We start from the raw sequence: 12,927 nt of genomic DNA, 5'->3' as shown, positions 1-12,927 counted from the left end.
ACCGCCTAGACCTGGGCGTCCTGTTGTCCCTTGGCCTTGAGCTGCGCCTTGGCGAAGCGGATGTACTGGAGCAACGGCCGCCTGGCGAAGCAGTTGAAGGCGCACAGTCCACACTCGAAGCAACTGTTCAGGCCGTAGCGCTCGGCTTCCTCGAACCGCTCGTATTCGGCGCAGCGGCTGATCAGGTGCGGCTGCACCCGGGCCGGACACTGCAGGACGCATTCGCCGCAGTTGATGCATGCCGCGTCCTGAACCGCCGGGATGGCGTCGGACGAGGTGATGAACAGGCCGTAGTCGGTCTTCTTCACGCCCTCGTCCAGGCTGTAGATGGCCTCGCCCCGGAACGGCCCGCCCAGGACGATGGTGTCGCCGGGACCGGCCACCAGGCCGAGGAGGTCCAATATGTGCCGCACGGGCGTGCCGATGGGCACCCGGTAGTTGTGCCCGGCGATGGTCATCAGGGTCTCGGTGATGGGCAGTCCGGTCAGGGCCACGCGGCCGAGATCGTACAGGTCCATGACGTTGATGACCCTGGTGCCCTCGGGGAACTCCTTGCCTGTCACGGCGCGGACCACCAGGGCGTCCAGGGAGTATGGATACTTGGCGCGGATACCCACGGTCTCCGCGCCGTGAATGGCGACCTGCTCACCCTTGGGCACGGCCAGGACGGCCCGGTTGGGCGAGAGCAGCTTGCGCGCCAGGGCCACGCCCGCGCGCAGTTCCTCCCGGCCGTCCCGGAGCAGTTGCTGGGCCACGGAGACGCCCGGTTCCGGGTTCAGACCGTTGATGACCAGGACCTCGGCCTTGCCCGTGAGCGGGGCTACGTCCACGCCCAACGACTGCAGGGTGCGCAGCAGTTCCGTGCCCTTGCCCATGGAGTTCACGTCCACCGGGGAAACGGTCTCGTCGCCGCCGGTGCAATTGACGACCAGGTTGTGGTAGTTGACGCCCGTGACCTTGCCCCCGGCTGCCGCGTGGAAAGCCCCGCCGCCGGGTGCCGGGTGTTCGGCGATGACGTCGCCCTTGGTCAGGACGCTGCCCTTCTTGGTCTTGAGGATAAGGTTGCGCACCTGAATGTGCAGCTCTTCCGGGAGCGCCATGTCGCGGATGGAATTGGTCAGCTCGAAATCAAGAGAATAGTGTATCTTGAGCATGGATCACCTCGCGTGGCACTGGTAACAGGCGTCGTCGCCGAATGGGCCGCCGTTCTCTTCGTGGCACCCCATGCACAGGGTGTGGAAGGCCTCGCCCCTGGTGGGGATGGATTCGATGTCCGGCCGTGCGTCCTCGGCGAGCGGCCCGGTGGGCACCTCGTCGTGGCAGCGCAGGCAGGCCTTCCGGTCGGGGAACGCCTTTTGATGTTCGGCGCGGAACGTTTCGTCGAACTCCGCCGGATGGCAAGTGCCGCACGGCAGGTAGGCTTCGCCCTCCAGACCGTCGTGGTGGCAGTCATCGCAGGCGGAACCGTAGTCCTCGGCGTGCACCCTGTGGGCGAACACGACCCGACCGCCGGTGTTGTCCAGGATGACCCGCGCCGGGACCTCCTGTTTCTCCACCGGGATCGCGTACCCGACCACGGCCCCCGCGAACAGGAGCGCTACGACCGATGAAATGATGAAGTATCTGTTCTGCAACTGGTCAATCCTCGCTCGGATAGGTGGTTTCAACACACGCGGGCGGGCTGTCTCCGTATTATTGCCCCACATCGCGCCCCGCGCCCCGATTGATTAGTCAATCAACAAGCGAAAAGCAGAAAGCATGCCAGCCGCAGCGCCTATGATGCAAAAGGAAGAAATACTTACAACTATGCGATATAATAAAAATAAAAATAGCAAACACGCCTGCGGCTCTACCCCTGAAATCGCGCAAATTCTCCGAAAGGCCCGCCCTTCTTCGATCCGGCTCAACAGGCCCTGGCCACCGCCAGCGCATCGGACCGCCTGCATCTCTTCCCCCGACGGGGAACGGGGTATGCACAATAATAGATAATTAAAGCGAAGTGTTAAATGCGATCCAGGGGGCGCCGGCCGGGCCGTTGCCGGATTGCGCACCCGCCTTTCGCAACCCGGCGAATCGCGCAAAACCGCCGAGAAAGGCCGTTGCGCGAATCAACCGGGGAGTTTTTCCCCGGTTGGTAAAATTATTTAATATTTTCGATGCGGCCCGTTCCCCGAAATCGGGTACGGATCGGCGGCAAGGAGCCATTCGGAGGCGGCGGAAAAGCCTGCGGGCGCGATGCGCCCTGCCGGTCAGGCAAGAGAAGAGGCGCGCGGAGTCCGTCCGCGCGCCTCTTCTCTGCCGTACCCCGAACGGTGCCGCGTCAGGGCATCTGCGGCTTGTACAGGACGACCAAAAGGAATTCGCCGAGGTGCTGGGCGGTGTTGATGAAGCTCATGACCTGGAAGTAGCGGCGCACCTCGAACCGTTCGATGACGCCCTGCTCGCGCAGCTCGATGAACCGCTTTTCCACCCCGTCCACGGCCTTGGCCAGGGGATGCGGGTCGTAGTGGACGCCCCGGCCGATGGCGCGCAGGGCGTCGGCCATGTCGCTGGCCAACTGGGTGAGCTCCGGGTTCATGATGATGTCGAACCCGTCGCCCTCCACTTCGTTGAGCAGGCTGGGGGTGGACTGCAACCGCTCCACCACGGAGTTGAGCGTATTGACCTGCAGGGCCAGCAGGTCCATGTCATCGCGGAAGACCCGGCGCTCGGTGGCATAAACCTTGTTATAGAGTTCCCGGTTGGCCTGGACCTCGCGGGCCAGGTCGAAGAACAGGTCCGGATCGGTCTTGCGCTGACGGTGCAGGAAATTGTCCATGAGCAGCAGGACGTTGTCCGCCACCTGGTCGTACTGGGCAGACAGTCGGTCGAGCAGGACCGAGGCGGTCCGGTTGGGCCAGACCACCACCGAGACCACGAAGGCGCAGAGTACGCCGACGCCGATCTCGGCCACCCGGAACAGGGAGTATTCGATGCGGTGCTCCGCGTGCAGGCTGGACAGAAAGACGATGGCCATGGTGATGGCCGCCATGCGGTAGCGCGCATCGTACCGTGTGAGGTAGGCGCAGATGCCCGTGCCCACGAAGACGGCGATGAGCGTATAGAAATGGGTGGGCGGGAAGACGAGGATCATCAGGATGCCCATGCCCGCGCCGATGGCCGTGCCGGTGAACCGGTACAGGCACATCTGGATGGAGTCGGCCACGTGCATCTGCATGACGATGACCGTGGTGATGACCGCCCAGTAGCCGTACGGCAGGCCGATCCATTCCGCCCCGACGTAGGCCAGGACGCTGGCCAGGCCGACCTTCATGCCGTGCCTGACGTGACTGCTGATGAATTTTTCCGCGTTGAAAGCCATGATGCGCCTTGGATATGATTGTGCGTTGAACCATACCCTACTGGACGGGCAGGTCAACGCCGTCCGGCCCTTTCGCATAAGGACCGGGCCGGGTCAACCCCAAAAATTCGCACCGGGACGGCCGGAGCAGGCTATTCCGCCTGCTTGGGCATCTCCTCGAAGCGCTTGAGTTTTTCGCGCAGAGTCTTGCGGTTGATGCCGAGGATTTCGGCCGCGCGGGTCTTGTTGTCCCCGGTCATGACCAGGACGTTGCGGATATGTTCGAGCTCCACTTCCTCCAGGGTCCGGTTGACGCTGCCCTCGCGCGGCAGGCTGAAGCGCATGGCCTCGGGCAGGTCCGTTATACCGATGGTATCGTGGTCCACAATGACCACCAGCCGCTGGATGAGATTTTCGAGTTCGCGCACGTTGCCGGGCCAGTCGTAGCGCCGCAGGGCCTGGAGGGCCTCGTCCGTGAGGGCCGGCGGTTGGCGGTGCATGCCCCTGGAGAACTCGGCCAGGAAGTGGTTGAGGAGCACGAGCAGGTCGTCCCCGCGCTCGGACAGGGGCGGTACGTGGATGTCGATGACGTTGATCCGGTAGAAGAGGTCCTCGCGGAAGGTGCCCTCGTCGACCATGCGCCGCAGGTCCTTGTGGGTGGCGGCCAATATGCGCACATCCACGGTCTTGCCCAGGCTCGACCCCACCTTGCAGAACTCCTTGGACTGGAGGACCCGCAGGAGCTTGGCCTGCATGGTCGGGCTGGCGTCGCCGATCTCGTCCAGAAAGATGGACCCGCCGTTGGCCACCTCGAAGAAGCCCGCCCTGGACTCCTTGGCCCCGGTGAAGGCCCCCTTGACGTGGCCGAAGAGCTCGCTCTCCACCAGGCTGTCCGGGATGGCCGTGCAGTTGACCGGCACGAACGACGCGGTCCGTCGGTGGCTGTTGTAATGTACGGCCCTGGCCACCAGCTCCTTGCCGGTGCCGGACTCGCCGCTGATGAGCACGTTGGCGTCCGAGGCCGAGGCCTTGCCGATGCGCTGGAAGACCAGCTCCATCTCCGGCGAGTTGCCGATGATCCCGAAATTGTCGGGCGGGGTGTCGGCCGAGGAAAGCACCCGCCTGCGCTGCAACCGCTCCACGATGCGCCCCACCGAGGAAAGCAGTTCGTCGGTGGTGAACGGCTTGGCCAGGTACTCCCCCGCCCCGTCCTTGATGGCCTCCACCGCGCCGGGAATGGACGGGTAGCCGGTGATCATCATGATTTCCACGTCCGGCAGGTTGGCGCGCACGTGCTTGATCAGGTCCAGCCCCGAGGCCGCTGGCATGCGGTAGTCGGTGATGACCAGGTCGATGACCAGGTCCTCGAGCAGGGCCACCGCCTCATCCACCCGGCCGCAGGTAAAGACCTCGTAGCCCGCGGGCACGAGGTTGCGCTTGAGCACTTCCAGGGTCGATTTGCTGTCGTCCACCGCGAGTATGCGGACCGTCCTGCTCATGGCTCATCCTCCGGGTCGCGCAGATGGCAGGGAAAGGCGACCTCCACCCTGGTCCCCCCGTCCGGCGAGCTTTCCACCTGAATGAATCCCCCGTGGGCCTTGACGATGCCGTGTATCACGGACAACCCCAGGCCGGAACCCTTGTCCACGTCCTTGGTGGTGAAAAACGGGGTAAAGATCATCTTGAGCACGTCCGGGGGCATGCCCGGCCCGGTGTCCTCGACCACCAGATAGGCGTCGCTCTCATGACCGATGGTCCGGATGGTCACGATGCCGCCCCCGGTCATGGCCTGGATGGCGTTGACCACCAGGTTGACCACCACCTGCTTCATGTGCTGCGGGTCGGCCAGGATCTTGGGCAGGGAGCGGTCGTAATCCCGGACGATCTCGATGTCCCCGCGCCGGGCCCCGGACTCGGTGATGCGCAGGGCCTGCTCCACGGTATCGTTGAAATCGATGAACGCGGGCTGGGGCGGCAATTGCCGACCGAAAAACATGAGCTTGCGGATGATCTCGCGGGCGTGCAGGGAAGACTCCACGATGTTGTTCAGGTCCGTGGCCACCTGCTCGGGCAGGTCCGGGGTTTGCAGGGCCAGCTCGGCAAACCCGAGGATGTTGGCCAGGGGCTCGTTGATCTCGTGGGCCACCCCGGCCGAGAACTGGCCGATCTTGGCCAGCCGGTCGGACTGGCGCAGTTGCCGTTCGAGCTCCTGCTTGGCCAGCCGGGTCTCGCGCTTGGAGACCAGGATGACCACCTGCTGGACCACGGTGGTGAACAGGTCCTTCTCGTCCTCCAGAAAGCCGGGCCGGGCCGCGTCGTTGCGCACGGCCACCGACAGCGAGCCCCGCTTATCCCCGTTGACCACCAGGTCGGACTTGAGCATGAAGTCGCTCTCCTCGAAGCCGGGGGTCTCGTAAATCTTGTGCCCGATGCGCAGCCGGGCGTAGGTCATCTCCGGATTCTGGAAGGCCGCCGGGAGCAACTCCACCACCTGGGTCAGAAGGTCGTCCATGGTCCGGTGGATCTCGCCCATGAGCTGGCTCAGGGAGTACAGGCAGTTGAGTTCCTTGTTGCGCTCCAGCAGCGTGAACCGCTCGCGCAAAAGGCCCTTCTCGCGCAGGACCAGGTCGGTCACGTCCTGGCCCACGCACAGCAGGCTGACGATCTCGCCGTTGGAATCGGTCAGGGGCTTGAGGTTCCAGTTGACGTAGACCGTGTCCCCATCCTTGGCCCGGATGCGCCCGGCAAAGGCGGTGATGTCCTTGCCGTGGACGCTTTCGAGCAGGGCGCGCCGGGCCATGTCCCGTTCGTCCCTGGGGATGAAGACCTCGAACCAGTCGCGGCCCGCCAGCTCCTGGAGATGATACCCCGAGAGGTGTTCCAGCTCGGAGTTGCCGTGGATGATCCCCCCGTCGAGATCGAGCGTGACCACGATGCCGTGGGTCAGCTCCATGACGGTGTCATAATAGTTCTGGAGATTCATGCACGTTTCCTCATTTGGAGAAAATACAATCATTTCGCACAGGAGTAAATCCCTTCCTAGATCGGGTGCGTGGTCCGGCGGCCGGGGGGGACCGCCGGACCACGCGGGGCTAGGGTATGATGCGCATTCCGACACTTAGTGACTGAGCTTGAGTCCCCATCCTTCAAAGACGAACAGGATGGCGAAACCGTACCACAAGGTGTAGAGCACGTAGAAGACCAGGGAGAAGCTCACCAGGCCGATGTCGTCCGTGATGCTCTGCGCCTCGATTCCATAATAGTTGTAGGAGGCCTCCACGGCCTTGGTCTGAACCGTGTCCACGGCCTTGGCCGCCGCGAACTCCTTCTGGTTGCCCAGGGCCTTGTTCATCAGCTTGAACGAGGTCCACCAGTTGAACAGGGCGCGGCGCGGCTCGATGCCGTACTTGGCCTGCATGGCCTGGCCGTCGTTGTCGTACATGGCCTGGGCGTCGTCCAGGCTGCTCTTCAGGATCGCGCCCAGGGAGCCGGCCAGATGCAGGGATTTGCCCTCGGCCGTGGCCTGCGCCCCGGCCTTGGCGAACAGCTCGGCCGACTGGGCGGCCTGGGCCTCGGAGCCGTAGGTCAGGGTCAGTTCGATGGCCTTGCCGTCGTACTGGGCCATGTCCGTCTTCAACTGCGCGGAGTAGTTGATGGACCCCTTGGAGATGGAGTTGTAGAGGTTGTCCAGGAACTGCATGCCGTTGTGCCCGTGGTAAATGGGCTGGAACATCATGAACAGAACCAGGAAGAAGACGACCAGCAGGCCGAAGCCCCCGTAGAATTCCTTCTTGTTGTAGACCATGGCGCTAGGCCTCCTTTCTCTTGAGCTTGGAGATGTTCATCAGGAAGGTGCCGATCACCCAGACCGAGAACCCGCCGATGACGATGAAGAACGCCCAGATGCCGATGGTGTTGAGCACCGAGCCCGTGCCGGGCGAGAGCGAAATGATCTCCATGTCGGCCAGCTTGCCGGGAAGGGCGAATATCCGGTTCATGAACCCGGCCAGCACCGCCATGGCGTAGAAGCCGCGGATGGTGATGCCGGGCACGATCTTGGTCACCAGCGCGCCGATCTGGATGCCCAGCAGCGAACCTATGAGCATGCCCATGGCCAGGGTGTAGAAGATGAAGCCGTAGATGGCGTACTGGGTAATGGACGCGAAGCCCGCCGTGAACACGATCTGGAAGATGTCGGTACCCACCGTGGTCATGGAGGACACGCCGAGCACGTAGACAAAGATCGGGAAGGTCAGGAAGCCGCCGCCCACGCCCATGATGCCCGCGGCCAGGCCAACCAGCGCGCCGGACATGACCAGGAATATCCACGAGATCTGGCGGCCGCCGGCGACCAGGTCCTGATCGAACTTGATCATGGGCGGGCACTTGACGTCCTGCAGATTGCGACACAGCGCCCCGAGTTCGGCCCCTTCCCCGCCGCCGTGGGCGTCGCCGCCCTTGTCCGCCCTGCGCGAACGCAGAAAGTCGGTCAGGGCGTAGAAGCCCAGGAAACCGAGCATCAGCGAATAGACGGTGGTGATGAAGGCGTCGCTCAGGATCGGGTTGATCTCGTAGAGCACGCGGTTGATGACGCCGCCCGCGGTGGCCCCGAGGATCGCGCCGACCAGGAAGACCACGGCCAGGGATACGGACACGTTGCCGAGCTTGCGGTGGATGACGCTGCCCATGATCGCCTTGGCGAAGATGTGGAACAGGTCGGTGCCGACCGCCAGGATGCCCTTGATGCCCGCGGACATGAGCGCCGGGGCGATGATGAAGCCGCCGCCCGCGCCGATGCAGCCGGTGATCAGTCCCGCGCCCACGCCGATGGCGATGGAGACCATGAAGATGCCCAGGCTGTAGAAGGCCGGGCTGTAGGCCTTGTGGCCGCCGAGCAGATGCGGCAGGGCCGGGCCGATGTCGTCGGCAAAGGCCACGCCGATCAAAATGATGGGAATGATCATCAACCCGATGAGCAGCAGCTTCTTGCGGCTGCTCACTATGGATTTGGCGTTGTCTATCTCCCACTGGGCCATGGCTCCGGCCCCGGCCATCATGAATCTACCCCATTGACTGAAAAATCGCATGACTATCCTCGCTTCCTCTTGTTTTGTTCAACCCGTCCGAAGCACCCACCCTCGGGCCGATCACTTCGAATTGCTTCTCTTTCTCATGGCCGCATCTTCGATCTTGCGGCCCAGTTCCTCCACATCCGCCGGCTTCAGGAGGTAATCGAACGCCCCCATGGCCAGACTGGAAATGACGATGTCCGTGTTGGCGTGGGCGGTCAGCATGACCACCTCCACCTCGGGATGGCGCCGCTTGATGGCTCGCAGGGTCTTGATGCCGTCCATGCCCGCCATCTTGATGTCGAGCAGGACCACGTCGAAGGACTTCGAAGCCATGATTTCAAGGGCCTGAGGCCCGCCGTCCGCGGCCGTCACGGACAGCCCCCTGCGGTCCAGACGCTTGGCCAGGGCATCCGTGTACCCGACCTCGTCGTCGATGAGCAGCACTTGCACGCCGTTCATGCCCGTTCTCTCCCGGCGCTCAGTTCGAACGCCTTGTCGAGCAGCCTGTCGAACTCCACGGGCTTGGAGAGATAGCCCGCCGCGCCGAGCTTGATGCACTCGTCGCGGGCCTCTTCGCTGCCGTGGCCGGTCAGCATGAGCACCGGCATCTCCGGGGCCATCAACCGGAAAACCTTCAGGATCTCGATCCCGTTCATGCCCTGAAGCTTCAGGTCCACGATGGCCACGTCGAACTCCTCGCGGCGCAGCAGACGCACCGCCTCGTCGCCGCTCTCGGCCGACGCCGCCTCCACGCCGCGTCGGCGCATGCGCTTGCACAGGACCTCGGCGAACCCGGTCTCATCGTCCACGATGAGCAGGCGCACGTTCCGGCCCGGGGCCTTCGCAGTGTCCATGGTCCTGTCCACGCCGCTACCCCATGCGCCCGGCGATGTCGCTCAGCCGGGCCTCGATGGCCTCTTCCTCGTGCTCGCTCTTGAGCTCGACGGCCTCGGCTATCTTCTGGTTCAGGTCCTCGAAGCTGCACGGCTTCATCAGGTAGTCGTAGGCACCGTGCTGGATGCCCTCCACAGCCGAAGGGACCGTGGCGTGGCCGGTCAGCATGATGACCTCGACCAGGGGGTACGCCTCCTTGATCTCCTGCAAGACGACCAGGCCGTCCTTGCCGGGCATCTTCATGTCCAGGATGACCACCTGGATGTTCGGATGCTCCGCCAACCGGACCATGGCCTCGTCACCGTCAAAGGCTTGGAAAACGGTCATGTTGCGCTTTTCGAGCCGCTTGGCCATGGTCTCGACGAACCCCCGCTCGTCGTCCACGATCAAAACAGTGGCATCAGTCATGTCTCATCTCCTGTCGCGTTTCAGGTTGCCATGCGGGCGGCGGCACCGGCAGACGGATGGTGAACCGCGTGCCCTTGCCCACTGTGCTTTCCACGTCTATCTCTCCACCCATCTGGTGGATTATTCCGAAACATATGGACAACCCCAGGCCGCTCCCCTTGCCCACGGGCTTGGTGGTGAAAAACGGGTCGAAGATGCGGCCCAGGTTGGCCGCCGGGATGCCGGGGCCGGTGTCGGCCACGGTGATGGCCGCCTGGCCGTCCTCCATGGTGCAGCCGATGGACAGCTTGCCGCCGTCGGGTTCCATGGCCTGGATGGCGTTGTTGACCAGGTTGAGCAGGACCTGCTGCAACTCGGTGGCCGAGGCGGAGATGTGCGGCATGGACTCGTCCAGGTCGAGATCGAAATCCACCTGGGCGAAACGGGCCTGCTGCATGGAGATGTCGACCACCTCGCGGATGAATTCCGGCACGGACATGTCCGTCACCCTGGTGTCGGTCTGCCGGGCGAAGCTGAGCAGCTTGTGGGTGATGTCCTTGCACCGCCGCCCCTGATTGCCCACCTGGGTCAGAGCCCGCTGAATCTCCGCATAGGACGGCAGCTCCCGGCCCTCGTCCTCCATGAGATCGCTGACCCAGCCCGCCTCCTCGATCATGATCGCCACCGGATTGTTGATCTCGTGAGCGATGCCCGCGGCCAGCTCGCCGATGGCCGCCAGCTTGCCGGTCTCCACGATCTGCTTGCTCATCAGCTCGGACTCCTGGTCGATGGCCTGGAAGCGGACCACGAGCTTGCGGGAGATGAGCAGGGCCATGGCCACGATGGCCAGCCCGCCGATGAGGAAGATGCCCAGGGTGACGAGTTCGGTGCGGATCATGGCCGAAAAGGCGTCCGAGGACTTCTGCTGGTAGACCAGCTTCCAGTCCCCGCCCTTGATGGGCGCGGTCACCGTGACGTAGGCGTCGCCCTCGCGGTCCACGGATTCGAAGATGGACACCCCGGCCAGGGCATTGTCGCGCCCGAGCTGGCGGCGCGGGGTCAGTTCCAGGTCCTGATTGTGCTCGTCCTTGGGCCGGGTCTGATACACGCCCCGGCTGTTCAGGATGTAGGCGAACCCGGTCTCGCCGATGCGGATGTTCTGGACCAGGTAGCTGAAGGCCAGGAAGTCGATGGTCGCGCGCAGGGTCCAGCGCTCCTCGCCCTGGCCCTGGCTGACGGAAATGATGAAGTGGGGGGACTGGCGCAACCCCTCGAAAACGTCGCTGATGATGGCGTCGCTCTCCTTGGAGTTGCGGAACCAGTCCGCCCCTGAATAGTCCGCGCCCAAGAGGCTGAACGGACCGGCATAGGCCACCTGGCGGCCGTGGCTGTCGACCACGCCCAGATCGACGAAGATGCGGCCGTACTGCTGCTGCATCCCGCGCAGGGCCTTTTCCAGGTGGTTCGAGGTGGTCAGGTCTTCGAACGAGGAGGTCCGGCCGATGTATTGGACCTCGGTGAGCTTGTCCTGCAGAAAGGTATTGATGTCCGCCGCGTGCTTGTCCACCACCTCGGCCAGGTGGGCGAAGACCTTTTCGGTATATATGGAGCGGAACTGGTGGAAGATGAGCCCGCCCACCAGGATGAGCGGCGCGAAGGACACCGTGATGACCGTCAGCGACAGGTTGCGCGACAGGTTGTCGTAGGAGGACTTCTTTTCGGGATGCATGGCCCACTCTCGGTTGCCGTCTCGGGCCCTGCGCCCGACACCCAAACCTCTGCCTGAACCGCCATCAGCAATCCGTGTGCCACGCTTTCGGCGGGCATTGGCCGTGAAGCTCTCTCCTTTTTTTATTTTAACTTATTGAAATAATTTATTTTTCATCTTTCCTGACGGCGAGTTCACGGATGCCGTCGGGACATGTCTGCGAGGAGTAGTCACCCTTTTTATTGGGTTAGGGAGATCAAAACGGTACTTTTCTACCCGGCGATACAAAAGGTACCAATGGTAATATTTCACCCGCAAGGCCCCGCCAGAGGGGACCTTTGATTCCTTTGCATCCCATGGCGGGTAAAAATACCCCACCTCTCACAACATTCCCTTGAATAGCCTCTTTAATTTTTTACTGCCTCCAAGGAGGGACCGGTGGTTCCTTCCGAACAATGTCACGACAATGCACTTGAATCATTGACCTTCATCAATACTCGACAAGCGGAGAAAAAAGTATCAAGACGTGTTGCGTATTCAGCCGCTGGCATGTTCATTGTAGAAAGCGCAACAGGAGAAACCACGAATGACCGTTCCCATCCGCATACTGCTCGTCGACGACGAGGCCGCCTTTGTCGATACCCTCGCCAAACGGCTGGCCCATCTCGGAGCGCGGGTGTCCACCGCGGAAGACGGGGTCGATGCCTACGCCGTCCTGGAGGCCGAACCCGTGGACGTGGTCCTGCTGGACATGCACATGCCCGACCTGAACGGGCTCGAAATCCTCAAAATCATCCGCAAGAACTTCCCCGGCACCGAGGTCATCCTGCTCACCGGCGAGGGCGACATGACCCGGCACATGCAGTCCCTGGAGGCCGGGGCCTTCGACTTTCTGCACAAGCCCGTGCCCCTGGAGCGGCTGTGGAAGCGCATCCTGGAGGCCGCCGGACGGTAGGACGGTCCGGTCCGCGCATTTTGCGGTGGCGCATTCCGCCCCGTTTCACTTGGATGGTTCGGCTGACGCACGGCATGCGAAGCCGGAAAGAACTCCTAGAGGTGGCAAAAGTGCAGTTTCGGCTGGCAGGCCACCCTCAGGTGCCGGACGCGGTCCAGGGGCAGCGGGCCGCGGGCCGGATACATGAGCAGCGGCCCGGCCGCTCCGCAGCCTCCCCTGAGGGCCTCCAGCAGGGGCGGATACCAGCCCGGCGGCAGCACCGTGTCGTTGTTGAGGAAAAAGCGGTGCCTGCCCCCGGCCTCGCGCGCGCCCAGGTTGCAGGCCGGGGCGAAATTTCGGTTTTCGGCCAGGTGGATGGCCCGAAAACGGTCCCCGAACAACTCCGCGCCCAGGGGATCGAGCCCGGCGGCCGTCGCGTCGGCGGAGCCGTTGTCCTCCACGAGGACCTCCATGTCCTGCTCGGGCGCATGCCTGCGCAGGGAACGCAGGCAATCCCGCGTCAGGAAAAATTTGTTGAGAACCGGAATAATGACATTCGGCTGCATGCACGCCTCTCCGGGACTCCGCCTGC

General features: G+C 63.3%; 13 protein-coding genes. 1 reads left to right on the top strand and 12 read right to left on the bottom strand.

What is annotated here, in order from left to right; all coding sequences use genetic code 11:
* Nucleotides 1-5 precede the first annotated feature (5 nt).
* The 11 genes from V8V93_RS10210 to V8V93_RS10160 all read right to left on the bottom strand — a co-directional run bounded on the left by V8V93_RS10210 (nt 6) and on the right by V8V93_RS10160 (nt 11,422).
* The gene (locus V8V93_RS10210) at nt 6-1,154 is read right to left on the bottom strand and encodes an electron transporter RnfC (protein ID WP_338666576.1); all 1,149 of its coding nucleotides are present in this window, start codon (nt 1,152-1,154) and stop codon (nt 6-8) included.
* Between the two features lie 3 nt (nt 1,155-1,157).
* Nucleotides 1,158-1,634: a cytochrome c3 family protein gene (locus V8V93_RS10205; RefSeq protein WP_338666575.1), complete on the bottom strand. Its 477-nt coding sequence runs from the start codon at nt 1,632-1,634 to the stop codon at nt 1,158-1,160.
* Between the two features lie 686 nt (nt 1,635-2,320).
* Nucleotides 2,321-3,361 (bottom strand): FUSC family protein, encoded by a 1,041-nt coding sequence (locus V8V93_RS10200; RefSeq protein ID WP_338666574.1) that lies wholly within the window; start codon nt 3,359-3,361, stop codon nt 2,321-2,323.
* 131 nt (nt 3,362-3,492) lie between these two features.
* Nucleotides 3,493-4,839: a sigma-54-dependent transcriptional regulator gene (locus V8V93_RS10195; protein WP_338666573.1), complete on the bottom strand. Its 1,347-nt coding sequence runs from the start codon at nt 4,837-4,839 to the stop codon at nt 3,493-3,495.
* A complete protein-coding gene (locus tag V8V93_RS10190) occupies nt 4,836-6,323 on the bottom strand; it encodes a PAS domain-containing sensor histidine kinase (protein WP_338666572.1) in 1,488 nt (495 codons plus the stop codon). The genes V8V93_RS10195 and V8V93_RS10190 overlap by 4 nt, the downstream gene beginning before the upstream one ends.
* 135 nt (nt 6,324-6,458) lie before the next feature.
* Nucleotides 6,459-7,145, bottom strand: coding sequence for a hypothetical protein (locus V8V93_RS10185; protein ID WP_338666571.1), 687 nt, complete (start codon nt 7,143-7,145; stop codon nt 6,459-6,461).
* Between the two features lie 4 nt (nt 7,146-7,149).
* Complete coding sequence (locus V8V93_RS10180; RefSeq protein WP_338666570.1) at nt 7,150-8,427, bottom strand: sulfite exporter TauE/SafE family protein; 1,278 nt, start codon at nt 8,425-8,427, stop codon at nt 7,150-7,152.
* Between the two features lie 60 nt (nt 8,428-8,487).
* Complete coding sequence (locus V8V93_RS10175) at nt 8,488-8,871, bottom strand: response regulator (RefSeq protein WP_338666569.1); 384 nt, start codon at nt 8,869-8,871, stop codon at nt 8,488-8,490.
* Nucleotides 8,868-9,266 (bottom strand): response regulator transcription factor, encoded by a 399-nt coding sequence (locus tag V8V93_RS10170; protein ID WP_338666568.1) that lies wholly within the window; start codon nt 9,264-9,266, stop codon nt 8,868-8,870. The genes V8V93_RS10175 and V8V93_RS10170 overlap by 4 nt, the downstream gene beginning before the upstream one ends.
* A 16-nt stretch (nt 9,267-9,282) precedes the next feature.
* Complete coding sequence (locus V8V93_RS10165; protein WP_338666567.1) at nt 9,283-9,714, bottom strand: response regulator; 432 nt, start codon at nt 9,712-9,714, stop codon at nt 9,283-9,285.
* A complete protein-coding gene (locus V8V93_RS10160; RefSeq protein WP_338666566.1) occupies nt 9,707-11,422 on the bottom strand; it encodes a sensor histidine kinase in 1,716 nt (571 codons plus the stop codon). The genes V8V93_RS10165 and V8V93_RS10160 overlap by 8 nt, the downstream gene beginning before the upstream one ends.
* Before the next feature lie 565 nt (nt 11,423-11,987).
* Between V8V93_RS10160 and V8V93_RS10155 the strand changes: the two genes are divergently transcribed.
* Nucleotides 11,988-12,356, top strand: coding sequence for a response regulator (locus V8V93_RS10155; RefSeq protein ID WP_338666565.1), 369 nt, complete (start codon nt 11,988-11,990; stop codon nt 12,354-12,356).
* Nucleotides 12,357-12,451: 95 nt separating this feature from the next.
* Here the strand turns inward: V8V93_RS10155 and V8V93_RS10150 are convergent, their stop codons facing one another.
* The gene (locus V8V93_RS10150) at nt 12,452-12,901 is read right to left on the bottom strand and encodes a glycosyltransferase (RefSeq protein ID WP_338666564.1); all 450 of its coding nucleotides are present in this window, start codon (nt 12,899-12,901) and stop codon (nt 12,452-12,454) included.
* Between the last annotated feature and the right edge of the window lie 26 nt (nt 12,902-12,927).

Source organism: Pseudodesulfovibrio sp. 5S69 (assembly GCF_037094465.1).
In the GTDB taxonomy this organism is placed as follows: domain Bacteria; phylum Desulfobacterota; class Desulfovibrionia; order Desulfovibrionales; family Desulfovibrionaceae; genus Pseudodesulfovibrio; species Pseudodesulfovibrio methanolicus.
The sequence above is the reverse complement of the archived record's forward strand: the minus strand, read 5'-3'. Positions and strand labels throughout refer to the sequence as shown.